Origin of the sequence: Nocardioides sp. NPDC057772, from assembly GCF_042798075.1 — a bacterium.
GTDB lineage: Bacteria > Actinomycetota > Actinomycetes > Propionibacteriales > Nocardioidaceae > Nocardioides.
In genome coordinates this window covers 1-16,611 of the sequence record NZ_JBHVKN010000112.1, presented here as the reverse complement: position 1 = coordinate 16,611, position 16,611 = coordinate 1, and the positions used below count along the sequence as shown (strand labels likewise).

13 protein-coding genes are annotated in these 16,611 nt (G+C 70.4%); 11 read left to right on the top strand and 2 right to left on the bottom strand.

The genetic code is table 11. From position 1 onward, the window contains the following. Nucleotides 1-43: 43 nt before the first annotated feature. Nucleotides 44-2,866, bottom strand: coding sequence for a M4 family metallopeptidase (locus tag ACFVJS_RS17760; RefSeq protein WP_378882813.1), 2,823 nt, complete (start codon nt 2,864-2,866; stop codon nt 44-46). Between the two features lie 180 nt (nt 2,867-3,046). Here ACFVJS_RS17760 and ACFVJS_RS17755 point away from each other — a divergent pair, with 180 nt between their 5' ends. From ACFVJS_RS17755 to ACFVJS_RS17740, 4 genes are read left to right on the top strand one after another with little or no spacing between them, the layout of a single operon-like run. After that, nucleotides 3,047-3,598, top strand: a complete 552-nt coding sequence (locus tag ACFVJS_RS17755) for a PadR family transcriptional regulator (RefSeq protein ID WP_378882810.1) — start codon at nt 3,047-3,049, stop codon at nt 3,596-3,598. Beyond that, complete coding sequence (locus tag ACFVJS_RS17750; RefSeq protein ID WP_378882807.1) at nt 3,595-3,744, top strand: hypothetical protein; 150 nt, start codon at nt 3,595-3,597, stop codon at nt 3,742-3,744. Before ACFVJS_RS17755 ends, ACFVJS_RS17750 begins: the two co-directional genes overlap by 4 nt. Further along, entirely contained in the window at nt 3,737-4,459 is a 723-nt protein-coding gene (locus ACFVJS_RS17745; RefSeq protein ID WP_378882804.1) for an ABC transporter ATP-binding protein, read from the top strand. Before ACFVJS_RS17750 ends, ACFVJS_RS17745 begins: the two co-directional genes overlap by 8 nt. Further along, entirely contained in the window at nt 4,456-7,125 is a 2,670-nt protein-coding gene (locus ACFVJS_RS17740; protein WP_378882801.1) for an FtsX-like permease family protein, read from the top strand. The genes ACFVJS_RS17745 and ACFVJS_RS17740 overlap by 4 nt, the downstream gene beginning before the upstream one ends. Before the next feature lie 111 nt (nt 7,126-7,236). Here ACFVJS_RS17740 and ACFVJS_RS17735 read toward each other — a convergent pair whose 3' ends face one another. Next, nucleotides 7,237-7,596: a VOC family protein gene (locus ACFVJS_RS17735; protein ID WP_378882799.1), complete on the bottom strand. Its 360-nt coding sequence runs from the start codon at nt 7,594-7,596 to the stop codon at nt 7,237-7,239. Between the two features lie 114 nt (nt 7,597-7,710). On the opposite strand from ACFVJS_RS17735, the gene ACFVJS_RS17730 reads away from it, so the two are divergent. The 7 genes from ACFVJS_RS17730 to ACFVJS_RS17700 all read left to right on the top strand — a co-directional run. After that, nucleotides 7,711-8,340, top strand: a complete 630-nt coding sequence (locus ACFVJS_RS17730; RefSeq protein WP_378882796.1) for a TetR/AcrR family transcriptional regulator — start codon at nt 7,711-7,713, stop codon at nt 8,338-8,340. Then, entirely contained in the window at nt 8,337-9,131 is a 795-nt protein-coding gene (locus tag ACFVJS_RS17725) for a TIGR03084 family metal-binding protein (RefSeq protein ID WP_378882794.1), read from the top strand. Before ACFVJS_RS17730 ends, ACFVJS_RS17725 begins: the two co-directional genes overlap by 4 nt. Continuing rightward, on the top strand, nt 9,128-10,840 hold the full coding sequence (locus ACFVJS_RS17720) for an acyclic terpene utilization AtuA family protein (protein ID WP_378882790.1): 1,713 nt from the start codon (nt 9,128-9,130) through the stop codon (nt 10,838-10,840). Before ACFVJS_RS17725 ends, ACFVJS_RS17720 begins: the two co-directional genes overlap by 4 nt. After that, nucleotides 10,837-11,970: an acyl-CoA dehydrogenase family protein gene (locus ACFVJS_RS17715; protein ID WP_378882787.1), complete on the top strand. Its 1,134-nt coding sequence runs from the start codon at nt 10,837-10,839 to the stop codon at nt 11,968-11,970. Before ACFVJS_RS17720 ends, ACFVJS_RS17715 begins: the two co-directional genes overlap by 4 nt. Further along, a complete protein-coding gene (locus tag ACFVJS_RS17710) occupies nt 11,967-13,538 on the top strand; it encodes an acyl-CoA carboxylase subunit beta (protein WP_378882784.1) in 1,572 nt (523 codons plus the stop codon). The genes ACFVJS_RS17715 and ACFVJS_RS17710 overlap by 4 nt, the downstream gene beginning before the upstream one ends. 8 nt (nt 13,539-13,546) lie before the next feature. After that, a complete protein-coding gene (locus ACFVJS_RS17705) occupies nt 13,547-15,451 on the top strand; it encodes a biotin carboxylase N-terminal domain-containing protein (protein ID WP_378882781.1) in 1,905 nt (634 codons plus the stop codon). Further along, nucleotides 15,448-16,611, top strand: a 1,164-nt coding sequence (locus ACFVJS_RS17700; RefSeq protein ID WP_378882778.1) for an acyl-CoA dehydrogenase family protein, incomplete at its 3' end; no start/stop codon positions are given. The genes ACFVJS_RS17705 and ACFVJS_RS17700, both read left to right, overlap by 4 nt.

The window sequence follows — 16,611 nt, the reverse complement described above, 5'->3', positions numbered from 1 at the left end:
GTGCCGGCTCGACCTGCCTGAGTGACGTCTCGGCGGGGTTGGGTCAGCGGATCGTGCTGGTGGCCGCCGAGGTGGCGGTCTTGGTGTAGTAGCCCGCCTTGCGGCCGGTCACCCGGACGCGGATGCGGTCACCGCGGTCGACGGACCGGAGTCGGTACGTCTTCCCGGTCGCTCCCGAGATCGCGACGCCGTTGCGCAGCCACTGGTAGGAGAAGGTGATCCCCGAGGGCTTCCAGGTGCCCGGGTAGGCGGTGAGCAGGTAGCCGACCCGGCGGGTGCCGCCGATGGTCGGTGTGGCCGCAGTCAGATATCCCGCCGCGATCCGGGCCGTCGCGGCGCTCGTCCGGACGCCGGGGTTGGCGGCGGGCCACGACGAGGAGTACGCCGTCACCCTGACCCGGATCTCCTTGGTGTGGTCGGCGCCGGCGAGCTTGTAGGTCGACGCGGTGGCGCCCGAGATCGGGACCCCGTTCCTCAGCCACTGGTACTTCACCGACGTGGCCGTCGGGCTCCAGGAGCCCTTCGTCGCCGTCAGGGTGTAGCCGACCCGCGGGGTGCCGCTGATCGTCGGCGGCGCGGTGCTCGCGATGGTCTGCGGGTTGCAGGTGTAGAGCTCGATCCCATCGACGAACCAGCCGATGAACGAGCCGACGTTGTCGCCGCGTACGACCCACTGGAACTGGACGGTCTTGCCGGCGAACGCCGACAGATCGACCCGAGAGCTCATCCAGCCGTTCGAGTCACCACCGAAGCCGGTCAGCGGCCGGGTGGGGCTGTTGAGCAGCAGCTTCTGCTTCGGGCCGTTCACCCAGGCCGTGGACGGGATGGCGGTCGCGACGCCGTTGACCAGCAACCGTGCCTCGCCGCCGTCGTAGTACTCGGGCGTGGGGTAGGCGGGGTCGCTGCCGGTGTACCACTCGAAGAGGTACCAGTGGCTGAACCGGAGATAGGTCCGCTTCCCCGCCGGCACGTTGATCGCAGCCGTTGTCAGGCCGCTGGCCGTCGGGTCGCCGTACGTCTCCGGGTCGGGGTTCATGCCGAAGTCGGAGCCGTTGCCGTCACGGTCGTTCGCGGGGATGCCCTGCGCCGCGTCGGGTGCCGGGTTCCACAGCACACCGCGGCTGAGCGACGGGGTCGCCAGCGCGGCTTTGCCGGTGCTCCCGGCGGGGCAGGTGTTGGGCGCCTCCGCGGGCCGGGTCGCGCCCGTCTTCGTGGGCGACTTGGCCAGCTCGGTCGCGTCGGCGGCGAGGTTGACCTGGGTGCAGTCGCCCGCGGTGAAGCCGGCGGTGCCGGCGGCCACCAGAGCAGAGCAGCCGTTGGCGAGGGTGCGGCGCAGGTCTGCGTACTGGCTTCCGGAGACCAGGTGCTGGATCGCGTAGAGGTAGAGCGTCGCGGTCTTCTGGAGGGTCGGATCACCGGCGTCGATGCCGGTGATCGTGCGGCCGTTGAACGTGCCGCCCTGGGAGATCAGGTACGCCGTCTTGTTGCCGACCCCGCTGTTGGTGTGCACCCCGCCGCCGTCGGCGTAATAGCTGAGGTCGTCGGCCTCCCACAGCGAGCTGGTCATCCGGTCGGGCTGGTCGTGCACCGTCGGGTTCGCGAGATCACGGATCGCGCCGAACGAGGAGTCCTCGCCGACACGCCAGTCGGTCGGGGAGTCACCGGGCGTGGCGTAGCGGTGGTCGACGATCTCGCCCATGATGTCGGCCATCGACTCGTTGATGGCTCCCGACTCGTGCCAGTAGAAGAGGTTGGAGCTCTTCTCGATCACCCCATGGGTCAGCTCGTGCCCGACGATGTCGTCGACCACCAGGCCCTGGCCGAGGTAGATCTGCTGACCGTTCCAGAACGCGTTGTCCATCGGGCACGGCGGCGTGTAGCCCGGCTCGATCGGCTCGCAGTAGCGGGTCGTGGCGGTGACCGCCTTGCCGGTGGCGCCGCTGGGCCAGCCGATCTCCTCGGTCAGGTCGAGCCCGAGCGAGGCGTAGAGGTCGGAGGTCGCGCCGAGCATGTCGTACGTCTTGTCGACGTCGGCGATCCCGGAGGGCGCATCGCCCTCGCGCCGCTTGACCGTGGTGCTCGTCTCGGCGCAGCCGGTCGCCGCGGCGCGGACGTTGGCGTTGTCGCAGACGCGGCGGTTGGCGTGGGCGATCTCGTTGATATGCATGAGTACGCGGCCGGTGCCGGCGTGGGCGAGCACGGTCTCACGGATGCTGGAGCCGTTGGTCACCGAGAACCGGAAGACACTGGCCTTGCCGATCTGCGGCCCGGCGACCAGGTCGTCGTCGTAGAGCCACGTGCCCTCGTCCTCCACGGTGAGGCCGGTGGCTCCGTCGTGGGCCTTGGCGACCACCGCCTTGGCCGCGGCTTCCGCCTTCGAGCGCTTGGAGTCGTCCGGCTGGGCGACCTCGGTCGCGGTGGCGTCGGAGAGGTTGGTGGCCGCGGACGTGAGGCCGCGGGCCTTGTCCAACCCGATGACCACTTCGCCGCCGAGGACCGGGAGGCCGTCGACGTACTGCTCGAACCTGGTCACCGACCCGCCGCCGACGGCCTTGCCGGTCGACGTCTCGCGCAGGTCCTTCTTGTCGGTGCCGAGGGCCTCGGCGGCGCGGTCGAGGTGGGTCTGCGCCGCCTTGGCGGGCTTGACGGCGGTGCCCAGCGGGTCGACGGCCTCGGTCTTCGAACCGATGAAGTCGGCGATGCCGTCGGTGGTGCGATGGATCGTGAGCGGGACGCCGGCGCGGTCCTTGTAGGTCGCGACCGGGTCGGGTTCGGCGGAGGCGGGCGGGGCCATCGGGATGACGCTCAGCCCGCCGAGGGCTAGCGCGGTCGCAGTCAGAGCGACGACGCGTCTACGAGCTGACACTTCGACTCCTTCGGGAGTGGGACCGGCCCGGAGGAGTTTCACGGGCCGACAAAAGACGCCGGCCCGAACCAGCGGCCAGCAGTCTCCCAGTCGATCGCGGGTGCCGTCGCCCGTATTTTCGCGACTTGCGACCGTCTGCATACTCGGTATATACATACTCAGTAACTAGGAGGTGATCGAGTGTCCGTGAAGCACGCACTGCTGGCGCTGCTGGAGAAGCCGCGCTACGGCTATGAGCTGCGCGCCGAGTTCGAGCAGCGCACCGGCGCGAGCTGGCCGTTGAACGTCGGGCAGGTCTATACGACCCTGTCGCGACTCGAGCGTGACGGCCTCGTCGAGGCCGGAGGGACCGACGCGGAGGGACGGTCCCTCTACCAGCTGACCGAGGCCGGCAAGGTCGAGGTCAAGGGGTGGTTCGACACCCCGGTGGAGCGTACGCAGCCGCAGCGCGACGAGCTCGCGATCAAGCTCGCGGTCGCCGTCGCGGTGCCGAGTGTGGACGTCGGCAAGGTCGTCCAGCAGCAGCGCAACGCGACCATGCAGGCGCTCCAGGGGTACCGGCGCCAGTCACGGTCCGGAGCCGGTGACGACCTCGCCGGCGGACTGGTCCTCGACCGGCTCGTCTTCGCGGCCGAGGCCGAGATCCGCTGGCTCGACCACTGCGAGGCCCGGCTCCGCCGGGCGGCCGCGTCGAGCACCGCTCCCGAACCCGTCGATGGAGGAGACCGATGAATGCCGCACTCGCCCACGACCTGCGCCGCCTCAGCCACGACCAGGACCGCTGGCTCGCCGACGCCCGCGAGCGGCTGATCCGCCGCACCCACACCACGCCCGCCGAGCCGGGCACCACCCAGACCAAGGAGTCCACCGATGAGTGAACCCGTCCTCCGGCTCACCGACGTGAGCCGCGTCCACGGCACCGGCGCCGCCGAGGTCCACGCCCTGCGCGGCGTCAGCCTGGCTGCGTACGCCGGTGAGCTGGTCGCCATCATGGGGCCGAGCGGCTCCGGGAAGTCGTCGTTGCTGACCATCGCCGGCGGCCTCGACTCGCCGACCTCCGGATACGTGACCGTCGACGGCCAGGACCTCGGCGAGGCCGGGATCAGCGGGCGCGCCAAGCTGCGGCGTACGTCGATCGGCTATGTCTTCCAGGACTTCAACCTGATCCCGGCCCTGACCGCCGCCGAGAACGTCGCGCTGCCGCTGGAGCTCGACGGCGCCGGTCGCCGCTCGGCGCGGTCCGCGGCGAGGACGGCCCTCGAGGAGGTCGGGCTCGACGGCTTCGCCGACCGGTTCCCCGACGAGATGTCGGGTGGGCAGCGGCAGCGGATCGCGATCGCCCGCGCGATCGTCGGCGAACGTCGCCTGATCCTGGCCGACGAGCCCACCGGTGCGCTCGACACCGAGACCGGCGAGGACATCCTCAAGCTGATCCGCGCGCGCTGCGACGCGGGTGCGGCCGGTGTGCTCGTGACCCACGAGCCGCGCTACGCCAGCTGGGCCGACCGGGTGATCTACGTGCGCGACGGGCTCGTCGTCGACGAGGCCGGCGAGACGCCGAGCACGGTGTTCGCGGACGAGGTGGAGGCATGAGCGGGCGCTTCGGCGGCTGGCGTCTCGCGCTCCGTATCGGGCAACGCGAGGCCTGGCGGGCGAAGTGGCGCAGCCTGCTGGTCGTGCTGATGATCGCGCTGCCGGTGGCGGGTGTGACCGCGGTCGCGGTGACGTACCAGACCTACGACGTCGACACCGTCGAAGGCCTCGATCGCCGGCTCGGCACCGAGGCCGCGGCGAGCATCGACGTCCAGGCGGCCGGCGCGGTCCGGCAGGGGATCGACCCCGAGAACGCGTCCGAGTGGCTCGAGGACTCCGGTGCCGAGCCGCTCGACGCGGTGGGGGTCAAGGCCGTCATCGGGGAGCGCCCGATGCTCGAGGTGATGGACCGGACCTTCGACGTACGCACGGACAAGGGCGTGACCTGGGCCAGCGGCTTGGAGACGGATCTCGACGATCCGCTCGCCGCCGGGCTGACGCGGCTGACCGAGGGTCGCCTGCCCCAGGACTCGGATGAGGTCGTGGTCAACTCGACCCTTGCTCTCCGGGGCCCCGGTATCGGTGAGGAGCTGCAGATCCCGAACGGCGACCTCGACGAGGTCCGCAAGGTCGTCGGCGTCGTCGAGTCGGCGACCGTACGCAACGACGCCTTCGTCGCCGGACCGGACCTTCCGGTCGACTACGCCGGTGACCGCTCGACCTGGCTCGTCGGTGGCGCGCCGGTGACCTGGTCCGACATCGAGGACCTGAACGCGGCGGGTGCCTTCGTGCTCTCGCGCTCCGTCGTGCTGAACCCCTCTGCCGAGGCCCTCGCGGCCGACAAGGAGATCCGTCCGCCGATGGGCGCCCCGGACCCCTCCGAGGTCGTGGTGATCGTCCTCATCGTGGTCATGGTGATCCTCGAGGTGGTCCTGCTGGCCGGCCCGGCGTTCGCGGTCGCGGCACGGCGCCAGGCGCGTGACCTCGCGCTGATCGCCGCCTCGGGAGGGACCGCTCGCCAGTCGCGGCGCGTCCTGCTCGGGATGGCGATCGTCATCGGTGCGGTGGCGGCGGTCATCGGCGCCGTGCTCGGGATCGGGCTGGCGCGGCTGCTCCAGCCGCTCGCGCAGGATCAGGTCTCGGCCTGGTTCGGCCCGTTCGAGGTGCCGTGGCTGCAGGTCCTGGCGGTGGCCGTCATCGGGTTCGCGGCCGCGATCTGTGCGGCGATCGTGCCGGCCTGGATCGCCTCGCGGCAGAACGTCGTCAGCGTGCTGTCCGGGCGACGGTCCGAGGGCCTGCCCTCCCGGCGTTCGCCGATCATCGGGTTGGTGCTGATCGCAGCCGGGATCGCAGCGGCGGCGTTCGGCACGCAGAACGCCCTCAGCGGCATCCCGATCGCCTTCGGCGTGCTGCTCTGCGTCGCCGGGCTGCTGTTCATCCTGCCGGTCCTCGTCTCGCTTGCGGCCCGGTCGAGCGCCCGGATGCCGTTGGCGATCCGCTTCGCGACGCGCGATGCCGATCGGCACCGCACCCGGACGGTTCCGGCCGCCGGAGCGATCGCGGTGACGGTCCTCGGGGTGGTCACGCTCGGGATCGCGTTCAGCAGCGACCAGGAGCAGAACCAGGAGAGCTATCTGCCTTCCTTCGCGATCGGTGACGCCGTGGTGCATCCGCGACACAGCGCGACCGGAGGCGGGACCGATGGCGACGAGTCGGTGGCGCGGTGGGAGGGCATCGCCGCGCAGGTCGAGAAGGCGATCCCGGGCGCGACGGCCACGCCGACGTCCAGCGTGGTGACCGACGACGGGCGTTATGTCGCCGTCGAGAGCGGCGACGGCGAGATCATCTCGCTCGACACCATCTCGGGCGAGTTCGGCGAACTCATCGTCGCCGGGTCCGACGGGAGCCTCCCTCCTGTGGTGGCGCGATCGCTCTCCGAGCGTGACGCCGCCACCGCGGCCGAGACGCTGCGGTCATCCGGAGCGGTGGTGTTCACGACCGACGACGAGCTGCTGCCGTCGAAGTCCGCGCACCTGGTCGTCAGGGAGTGGTCCGAGGAGGACGGTGAGGAGCGCGACGTCGTCGACGTCGAGGTGCCGGCGACCTACCTGGATGTCGGCGAGCGGGCCGCCCCTGCGTACGCCGTCGTGACGCCGGCGATGGCCGAGCAGCTCCGTGTCGAACCGCAGGTCACGGGCCTCTACGTCGAGGACGCCCGGCTCAGCGCCGAGGCTCAGACCGACCTCGACGAGGCCCTCGCCGCCGGCCAGTTCCCCGCGACGATCGTGGTCGAGCGCGGCTACGTGGAGAAGGACTCCGTCGTGATCGTCTGGACTCTGCTGGTCACCCTGGGGTCTGTGCTGATGATCGGTGGCGCGCTGACCGCGACCCACCTCGCGATCAACGACGCCCTCCCCGACCTGGCGACCCTGTCGGCGGTCGGCGCCAGGACGCGTACGCGGCGCGGGGTCGCTGCCTCGTACGCTCTGGTCGTGGCGCTGCTCGGGGCGATCCCGGGCGCGCTGATCGGCTTCGTCCCCGGCATCGCGATCAGCTATCCGATCACGACCGAAGGCTGGCCGGAGCGCGACAGCGTCGCCGCGCACTACCTCGAGATCCCCTGGAGCCTCGTCGCCGTCGTGGTCGTCGGTCTGCCCCTGCTGATCGCGCTCATCGTCGCGGTCACCACCCGCAGCCGGCTCCCCATGGTCGCCCGCGTCGAATAGGGACTTCTGGCGGGCCGAATCCTCAGTTGTGGGTGACGAAACTCGAGTTTCGTCGCCCACAACTGCATTCTCGGCTCGCCAATTCGACCGACTCGGCGGGATTCAGGTTGGTCAGGCCTGACAGAGGCAGAACGGGTGGCCGGCGGGGTCGAGGAAGACGCGGAAGGTCTCGCCGGGCTGGACCTCGTGCTTGGTGGCGCCGAGGGCGATGGTGGCGGCCTCGGCGGTGTCGAGATCGTCGACCATGACGTCGAGGTGAGACTGCTGGGGTACGTCCTGCGAGGGCCACTTCGGGGCGCGGTAGTCCTCGACCGCCTGGAAGTTGAGGGCGCCGCCCTCGCCCCAGGCCTCGGCCCAGGTGCCGTCGTCGTCGACCTTGGTCTCCCAGTCGAACAGCTTTGCGTAGAAGGTGGCCAGGGCTGCCGGGTCGGGGCAGTCGATGACCCATTGCGGATTGCGTGCGATAGCCATGCCTCCGACGTTAGAACCGGTTCCGGACGTTCCGCTTCCGCCTGTCGCGACGCCGTCTCAGAAATATACAGTCAGGGTTGACTGTTTGTTTCTGGCGCGGCAGAGTGCCTGCCTGTGAGTCAGGCCACCCGCGTACCCCAGGACAAACCGCCTCGGGCGCCGCTTCGGCAGGAAGAGCGCACCCGCGCCATGCGGGCGCGGCTCCTCGACGCCACCGTCGAGCTGCTGGCCGAGCGCGGCTTCGCCGGCACCTCGACCACGCTCGTCTCCCAGCGCGCCGGGGTCTCCCGCGGTGCGCAGCTGCACCACTTCCCGGCCAAGAACGACCTGGTCGTGGCGGCGGTCGAGCACATCACCGAAGCCCGTGGCGAGGCGTTGAAGGAGGCGGCCGGAGCGCTCCCGGAGGGCGGGCAGCGTACGCGGCACGTGCTCGCCATGCTCGCCGAGCAGGTCACCTCGCCGGTCTTCGCCGCGGCCCTGGAGCTGTGGGTGGCGGCGCGCACCGACGAGCAGCTCGCCGCGGCGGTGGGTCCGCTCGAGCAGCGGATCGGCCGCGAGCTCCACCGGGCGACGGTCGAGCTGCTCGGTGTGGACGAGAGCAAGCCGGGCGTGCGCGAGCTCGTGCAGGCCACGCTCGATCTCGTCCGCGGCCTGGCTCTGGCTGACACGATCACCGACGACGCCGCCCGACGCGAGCGGATCCTCGATCACTGGGCCGAGGTCCTGGAAAGAGAGCTGCGATGAGCCTGTTGGATCAACTTCTCGAGGACCTCTCCATGGAAGGGTTCGAGCTTCGCCAGGTGGTGGCGGGGCTGAGCGAGGCGGGCTGGCGCGAGCCGACGCCGGCCGAGGGCTGGGACGTCGCCGCCCAGATCGCTCACCTGGCCTGGACCGACGAGGCCGCGCTCGCCGCGACCGAGTGGGTGGCAGGTGACGCGACCGCCTGGGACGAGCTGGTCAACGAGGCCATCAAGAACCCCGAGGGCTACGTCGACGAGTCCGCCCTGGCGATGGCCGCGATGCCGGCGACGGAGCTGCTGCAGCACTGGGACGGCGTACGCGGCGAGCTCGCCGCTGCGCTCGCGAACGTCCCGGACGGGAAGAAGCTGCCCTGGTTCGGGCCGCCGATGTCGCCGGCCTCGATGGCGACCGCGCGGTTCATGGAGACCTGGGCCCACGGGCTCGACGTGCGTGAGGCGCTCGGCCACACCTACGAGCCCAACGACCGCATCAAGCACGTCTGCCACCTCGGCGCCCGCACCCGTGACTTCTCCTACGGCGTGCACGGCCTGACCCCGCCGAGCTCCCCGTTCCGGATAGAGCTGACCGCGCCGTCCGGCGAGCAGTGGGAGTGGGGACCGGAGGATGCGGCGCAGAGCGTCCGGGGCCCTGCGTACGACTTCGCGCGGCTGGTCACCCAGCGCATCCACCGTGACGACACCGCGCTCGAGGCGACCGGCGACGACGCCGAGAAATGGTTGACGATCGCCCAGGCCTTCGCCGGGCCCACCGGGGGCGGGAGGCCCAAGAAGTGATCACGATCGGCAACTGCTCCGGGTTCTACGGTGACCGGTTCTCGGCGATGCGCGACATGCTCGAGGGCGGTCGGCTCGACGTCCTGACCGGCGACTATCTCGCCGAGCTGACCATGCTCATCCTCGGCAAGGACACGCTCAAGGACCCGACGACGGGCTACGCCAAGACCTTCCTGCGTCAGGTCGCGGACTGCCTCGACCTCGCACTGCAGCGCGACGTCAAGATCGTCTCCAACGCCGGTGGCCTCAACCCCGCCGGGCTCGCTGCCGCCATCGAGGCGCTCGGGACCAGCGCCAAGGTGGCCTACGTCGACGGCGACGACCTCCGGGGTCGCCTCGACTCCCACCCCGATGCGCTGACCGCCAACGCCTACCTCGGCGCCTTCGGGATCGCGCACGCGCTCGATGCCGGTGCCGACATCGTCGTCACCGGCCGGGTGACCGACGCGAGCGTCGTCGTCGGGCCCGCGATCGCCCATCACGGGTGGAAGCGCGACTCCTACGACGAGCTGGCCGGCGCCGTGGTCGCCGGGCACGTGATCGAGTGCGGCACCCAGGCCACCGGCGGCAACTTCTCCGGGTTCCTGACCATGTCGCCGCAGGCCCGGGCGCGTCCGCTCGGGTTCCCGGTCGCCGAGATCGCCGTCGACGGCTCCTCGATCATCACCAAGCAGGACGAGACCGGCGGCACCGTCACGGTCGACACGGTCACCGCGCAGCTGCTCTACGAGATCCAGGGGCCGCTCTATCTCGGCCCCGACGTCACCACCGACCTCACCTCGATCCGTCTCTCCGAGGTCGGGATCGATCGCGTGGCCATCTCGGGCGTCACGGGCACTCCGCCGCCGGCCACGCTCAAGGTCGCCGTCAACTCGCTCGGCGGCTACCGCAACTCCGCCGAGTTCGTGCTGACCGGTCTCGACATCGACGCCAAGGCCGCCTGGCTGCGGGACCAGCTCGACGCGGAGCTCCCGATCGGGCCGGACTACACCTGGTCGACCTACCGCATCCCCGCACCCGACTCCCCGACCGAGGAGGGCGCCGCCTGCATCCTGCGGCTCAACGCCCGCGCCGCCGACGCCGACGCCGTCGGGCGTGCACTGACGGCCCCGGCCATCGAGCTGGCGCTCGCCTCCTACCCGGGCTTCCACGTCACCGCGCCCCCGGGGCGGCCGTCTCCGTTCGGCGTCTACAAGGCTGCGTACGTCCGGCGCGACCGCGCCCCGGAGACCGTCCACCTTCCCGACGGCTCGACCTACGAGGTGCCGGCCCCTCTCGCCTATGCCGAGGCGTCACGTACGTCGGCCGAGACGTCACGCGCGTCGAGCGAGAGGACCACTCGGCCGGCGGGAGCGACGTCTCGGCGAGCGCTGGGGGAGCTGGTCTACGCGCGGTCCGGGGACAAGGGCGGCGACGCCAACCTCGGGCTCTGGGCGCCGCAGTGGCGACCGGACGCGGTCGTCGAGTGGCTGCTGGACACCGTCACCCCGGAGTGGGTGCGGGCGCTGCTGCCCGAGGCCGAGGACCTGGCCATCGACATCACACCGCTGCCCCACCTGCGTGGCGTGAACATCGTCATCCACGACCTGCTCGGCGAAGGAGTCGCGGCCTCGACGAGGTTCGACCCGCAGGCGAAGGGTCTGGGCGAGTGGGCCCGGAGCCGGATCGTCGACGTACCTGTTGAACTCAGCCCGGAGGAGCTCCTGTGAGCGACGACCTTTTCCAGCTGGGCGCCGAGTTCGCCCGCCGTGAAGTCTTCCCCGACCTCCAAGAGTGGGAGGACAACCAGGAGATCCCGCGGGAGGTCCACCAGGCCGCCGCGAAGCAGGGGCTGCTCGGGATCGGCTTCCCCGAGGAGGCCGGCGGCGAGGGCGGCGGACTGGCCGACACCGTCGCGGTGACCGAGGGGATGATGTCCGAGGGCGCCTCGTCAGGTCTGCTCGCGGGCCTGTTCACCCACGGGATCGCGCTGCCGCACATCGCCAAGCACGGCTCGCCCCACCTCATCGAGACGTACGTCAAGCCGACCCTGGCCGGGGAGAAGATCGGCAGCCTCGCCATCACCGAGCCCGACGGCGGCTCCGACGTCTCCCACCTCCGCACGACCGCGACACGCGACGGCGACGAGTTCGTGGTCAACGGCTCCAAGACCTTCATCACCAGTGGGGTGCGCGCCGACTTCGTCACCACCGCGGTCCGCACCGGCGGCCCGGGGGCCGGCGGCATCAGCCTGCTCGTGATCGACAAGGACACGCCAGGCTTCACGGTCACGCGCAAGCTCGAGAAGATGGGCTGGAAGTGCTCCGACACCGCGGAGCTCGCCTTCGAGGACGTACGCGTCCCCGCCGAGAACCTCGTCGGCGACGAGAACGCCGGGTTCGTCTACATCGCCGAGGCGTTCGTGACCGAGCGGATCGCGCTGGCGGTGCAGGGCTACGGCACCGCCGCCCGCTGCCTGGCGCTCACCGCCGACTACGCGCGCCAGAGGCAGACCTTCGGTGAGCCGCTGATCAAGCGCCAGGTTGTACGCCACAAGCTCGTCGAGATGCACCGGCAGGTCGAGGTCGCCAAGGCCTACACCCACGCCGTGGTCGACCGCTACGACCGCGAAGGCTCGACACAACAGACGATCGCCGAGGCGGCGCTGGCCAAGCAGACAGCGGTCGAGGCCTGCACCTGGGTCGTCGACCAGGCCGTCCAGCTCCACGGCGGGACGGGATACATGCACGGGACCGAGGTCGAGCGGCACTACCGCGACGCCCGGATCCTGCCGATCGGAGGAGGAGCCACCGAAGTGATGACCGACCTGGCCGCCAAGCTGTTGGGCTACACGTCATGAGTGGGAACAGAGAAGCCCTCCTCGAGAAGATCGAGGCCCTCGACGCCGAGCACGCCAAGGCTGCGGCCGGAGGTGGCGAGAAGTACGTCGCCCGTCACAAGGCCCGCGGCAAGCTCCTCGCCCGCGAGCGGATCGAGCTGCTGCTGGACGAGGGCAGCCCGTTCCTGGAGACCCAGCCGCTGATCGGCTGGGGCAGCGACTTCCCGGTCGGCGGCTCGATCATCACCGGCATCGGCGTGGTCGAGGGCGTCGAGTGCATGATCGTCGCCAACGACCCGACCGTGAAGGGCGGGGCACTCAACCCGTACTCCCTCAAGCGCTCCTTCCGGGCGGCCGAGATCGCGGAGAAGAACGGCCTCCCGACGATCAACCTGACCGAGTCCGGCGGCGCCGACCTGCCCACCCAGAAGGACATCTTCATCCCCGGCGGCAAGGGCTTCCGGGACCTGACCAGGTCCTCCGCCCGCAAGCAGCCGACCATCTCGGTGGTCTTCGGCAACTCCACGGCCGGTGGTGCGTACGTCCCCGGCATGAGCGACTACGTGATCATGGTCAAGGAGGGCGCGAAGGTCTTCCTGGCCGGCCCGCCGCTGGTGAAGATGGCCACCGGTGAGGACACCGACGACGAGTCGCTGGGCGGCGCCGAGATGCACTCACGCATCTCCGGCTCCTCCGACTTCCTCGCCGTCGACGAGCACGACGCGATCCGGCAGGCACGCCGGGTCGTGGCCCGGCTCAACTGGCGCAAGCGCGGTCCGCAGCCGAAGGCGAGCTACGAGCCGGACCTCGACCCCGACGGCCTGCTCGACCTGATCCCGACCGACCTCAAGGAGCCCTTCGACCCGCGTGAGGCGATCCTGCGGATCGTCGACGGGACCGGCCCCGACAACGAGGTGGCGTTCGACGAGTTCAAGCCTCTCTACGGGCCGAGCCTCTGCGTCGGCTGGGCGAGGCTGCACGGCTACGAGATCGGCATCCTGGCGAACGCGCGCGGCGTCCTCATGAGCGAGGAGGCCCAGAAGGCGGCGCAGTTCATCCAGCTCGCCAACCAGAAGGACACCCCGCTGCTGTTCCTGCACAACACCACCGGCTACATGGTCGGCACCGAGTACGAGCAGGGCGGCATCATCAAGCACGGCGCGCTGATGATCAACGCGGTCTCCAACTCCACCGTCCCGCACCTGACCGTGATCATGGGCGCAAGCTACGGCGCCGGCAATTACGGCATGAACGGCCGTGCGTACGACCCCCGCTTCCTCTTCACCTGGCCCTCGGCCAAGTCGGCCGTGATGGGGCCGGCCCAGCTCGCCGGGGTGATGGAGATCGTCGCCCGCGAGTCCGCCGAGAAGAAGGGCGAGGTCTTCGACGCCGAGGGGTTCAAGGGCGTCAAGGAGATGGTCGAGGGGATGGTCGAGGAGCAGTCGCTGCCGATGTTCCTCTCCGGCCTCGGCTACGACGACGGGGTCATCGACCCGCGCGACACCCGCACCGTCCTCGGCCTCTGCCTCTCCGCCATCGCCACCCGACCCATCGAAGGCGCCATGAACTTCGGCGTCTTCAGGATGTGAGTGCTGCCATGATCAACCGACTGCTCGTCGCCAACCGCGCCGAGATCGCCTCGCGCGTCTTCCGCACCGCCCGCAAGCTGGGCATCGAGACCGTCGCGATCCACTCCGACGCCGACGCGGCCCTGCCGTTCGTGGCCGAGGCGGACCATGCCGTACGCCTCCCCGGCAATGCGCCCACCGACACCTACCTCCGTGCCGACCTGGTGATCGAGGCGGCGAAGGTGGCCGGTGCCGACGCGATCCACCCGGGCTACGGGTTCCTGTCCGAGAACGCCGACTTCGCCCGCGCCGTCGAGGCGGCCGGCCTGGTCTGGATCGGCCCTGCTCCCGAGTCGATCGAGCAGATGGGTTCGAAGATCGAGGCCAAGAAGATCATGGCTTCGGCGGGGGTCCCGGTCCTGGAGGCGCCGGCCTCCCCGGCCGAGTCCGACCTGCCGCTGCTGGTCAAGGCCTCCGCCGGCGGTGGTGGGCGCGGGATGCGGATCGTCCGGACTCTCGACGCTCTGTCCGCCGAGATCGCTGCCGCCGAGGCCGAGGCCGCCTCGGCGTTCGGCGACGGCACCGTCTTCGTCGAGCCGTACGTCGAGGCCGGCCGTCACGTCGAGGTCCAGGTCGTCGGCGACGGTGCCGGCAACGTCGCCGTCTTCGGTGAGCGCGACTGCTCGGTGCAGCGCCGCCACCAGAAGGTCGTCGAGGAGTCCCCGGCCCCGCTGCTGCCCGATGCGGTCCGGTCGGCGCTCCACGAGGCTGCCCGCAACGCCGCCGCGGCGATCGACTACCGCGGCGCGGGGACGGTCGAGTTCCTCTACGACGCCGCCTCGGAGCGGTTCTGGTTCCTGGAGATGAACACCCGGCTCCAGGTCGAGCACCCGGTCACCGAGCTGGTGCACGGGGTCGACCTGGTGGAGCTGCAGATCGCGGTCGCCGAGGTCTCGACAAGCTCGACCACCGGGATCGACGTGGTCTCGGCAGGCTCGACGAGCGTGAACGGGCATGCGATCGAGGTGCGGCTCTACGCCGAGGACCCGTCGGCTGACTACCAGCCGCAGTCGGGGACGCTGACGAAGCTGGAGTTCCCCAGTGACGCCCGGATCGATGCGGGCTACACCTCCGGTTCGGAGGTCAGCACCTTCTACGACGCGATGCTCGCGAAGGTGATCGTTCACGCGCCGACGCGCGAGGCGGCGATCCGGCGGCTGGTCTCGGTGCTGCGTACGGCCAAGATCCACGGCTTGGTGACCAACCGGGAGCAGCTGATCGGGATCCTCGGCTCGGATGCGTTCCGCAGCGGCGAGGTCACCACCGCTCTGCTCGCGAAGGAATCCTTCCTTTCATCGGCCGAGGACCCGGGTGCCCCCGTGGCGGCGACGATCGCCCTGGCCGAGCGGACCCGTCGGCCGGGCATCCCGGTCGCCTGGCGCAACGTCACCAACCAGCCCCAGCGGACCGTCTTCGAGGATGGTTCCGAGGACGGCCTGAGCGTCGAGTGGTACGGCACCCGCGACGGCTACCGCATCGACGGCTTCGACGTCATCGAGGCAGGTCAGAGCCGGGTCGTGCTGGAGAAGGACGGTCTGCGCACGACGTACGAGATCGCCGTCGACGGCGACCGGGTCGATGTCGACTCCGCCTTCGGGCACACCGCGCTGCGGAAGCGTCCGCGGTTCACCGATCCAGCCACCCAGACCCAGCCCGGAAGCCTGCTGGCACCGATGCCGGGATCGGTCGTCGACGTCCTGGCCGAGGCCGGCAGCGACGTCACCGAGGGCCAGCCGCTGCTGGTCCTGGAGGCGATGAAGATGCAGCACACGGTGACCGCGCCCACCGACGGCGTACTCACCCAGATCAACGTCACACCAGGAACCCAGGTCGCCGCCGGCGAGGTGCTGGCCGTCGTAGAGGAGGCAGAATGACCACCGCATTCACCGAGCCGGAGGAGCGGGCAGCACTGCGCGAGGCGGTGGCGAAGCTGGCCGGCAAGTATGGTCACGACTTCGTCGCCAAGCAGGCCCGCGAGGGCGGCAAGATGACTGAGATGTGGCTGGAGATGGGGCGCAACGGGTTCCTCGGCGTCAACATCGCCGAGGAGTACGGCGGCGGTGGCGGCGGCATGAGCGACCTGGCCGCGGTGCTCGAGGAGGCCGCGACCGCCGGTGCCCCGCTGCTGATGATGGTGGTCAGCCCCGCGATCTGCGGCTCGATCATCGGCCGCTGCGGCACCGACGAGCAGAAGAAGCGTTGGCTTCCCGCCATCGCGGACGGGTCCCACCTGATGGCCTTCGGCATCACCGAGGCCGACGCCGGCTCCAACTCCCACAAGATCACCACCACCGCGCGCCGCGACGGCGACGAGTGGATCCTCAACGGCCAGAAGACCTTCATCTCCGGCGTCGACGAGGCCGACTCGGTCCTCATCGTCTCCCGCACCGAGGACGCCAAGACGGGCAAGCTCAAGCCCGCGCTCTTCGTGGTCCCGACCGACGCGCCGGGATTCGAGAAGCAGGTCATCCCGATGGCCTGGGAGGCGCCGGAGAAGCAGTTCACGCTCTTCATCGACGACGTACGTCTCCCGGCCGACGCCCTCGTCGGCGACGAGGACGGCGGCATCTGGCAGCTCTTCGCCGGCCTCAACCCCGAGCGGATCATGGGCGCCGCCCTCTCCTGCGGGATGGCCCGTTACGCCCTGGCGAAGGCGGTGGAGTACGCCGCCAACCGGTCGGTCTGGAAGGACGCCCCGATCGGCTCCCACCAGGGCATCGCGCACCCGCTGGCGAAGGTCAAGATCGAGCTGGAGCAGGCCCGCCTGCTGTGGCAGAAGGCCGCCGCTCTCTACGACGCCGGCGACGACGCCGGTGCCGGGGAGTACGCCAACATGGCCAAGTACGCCGCCGGCGAGGTCGCCTGCAACGCCACCGACGCCGCGGTCCACACCCACGGCGGAAACGGCCTGACGGTGGAGTACGGGCTGGCCAACCAGCTCGTCGCCGCCCGTCTGGGCCGGATCGCCCCGGTCAGCCGGGAGATGATCCTCAACTACATCGCCATGCACACCCTGGGGCTCCCGAAGTCCTAC

Excerpts from the sequence above, each read along its gene's own strand:
- ACFVJS_RS17750 (WP_378882807.1), top strand. The coding sequence starts at position 3,595 with ATGAATGCCGCACTCGCCCACGACCTGCGCCGCCTCAGCCACGACCAG.
- ACFVJS_RS17705 (WP_378882781.1), top strand. The coding sequence starts at position 13,547 with ATGATCAACCGACTGCTCGTCGCCAACCGCGCCGAGATCGCCTCGCGC.
- ACFVJS_RS17735 (WP_378882799.1), bottom strand. The coding sequence starts at position 7,596 with ATGGCTATCGCACGCAATCCGCAATGGGTCATCGACTGCCCCGACCCG.
- ACFVJS_RS17740 (WP_378882801.1), top strand. The coding sequence starts at position 4,456 with ATGAGCGGGCGCTTCGGCGGCTGGCGTCTCGCGCTCCGTATCGGGCAA.
- ACFVJS_RS17710 (WP_378882784.1), top strand. The coding sequence starts at position 11,967 with ATGAGTGGGAACAGAGAAGCCCTCCTCGAGAAGATCGAGGCCCTCGAC.
- ACFVJS_RS17725 (WP_378882794.1), top strand. The coding sequence starts at position 8,337 with ATGAGCCTGTTGGATCAACTTCTCGAGGACCTCTCCATGGAAGGGTTC.
- ACFVJS_RS17745 (WP_378882804.1), top strand. The coding sequence starts at position 3,737 with ATGAGTGAACCCGTCCTCCGGCTCACCGACGTGAGCCGCGTCCACGGC.